Below are 510 nucleotides of genomic sequence, written 5' to 3' on the forward strand. Positions count from 1 at the left end.
ACGCCAAGCACTGTGTGCCTTATGCGCATAATAAGCTTTGAGTGCAGCACTGTAATAAGGCTCGGCCAGTTTCAAGTCTTGAAACGCAGACCATTGCATGGGGAGGACCAGCGTCTTACTTTGGCCAGCTTTCTCGCCAGGAACCAAGACTGTTGCCGGATGGGCTTCATAACGAGACACCAATTCCTCGCGTAAATCCTGTATACAATTTGTAATGCCTGCAGCAGTAAGTAAGGGTTGATAACGGGTTAAGACGCCCTGTAAGCGTTGCTGCTCGCCTTGGCTTAGCGCCGTCATCGACGATTCGCGGTCGCGCGCTAATTGTCCTAAGTCCAACGCACCTTGTTGCTCGTCGCGATAATAGTCATGCGCTTCTGCTTCTTGGCGTACCGCTGGGATGGCCAATAACAATTCGGCTGCCATCTGGTTATTTACGCTTAAGGCCAGCCGCAATAATTCATTAGGGACACCACCGCGAATTGCGCGATGCGCCCGGACTTTAACCCCGGG

General features: G+C 52.4%; 1 pseudogene. It reads right to left on the minus strand.

Features of this window, described 5'->3' with window-relative positions:
• Positions 1 to 510 (minus strand): annotated as a pseudogene (locus Lste_RS19235) (ankyrin repeat domain-containing protein); the annotation flags it as partial.

Source organism: Legionella steelei, from assembly GCF_001468005.1.
Lineage (GTDB): Bacteria > Pseudomonadota > Gammaproteobacteria > Legionellales > Legionellaceae > Legionella > Legionella steelei.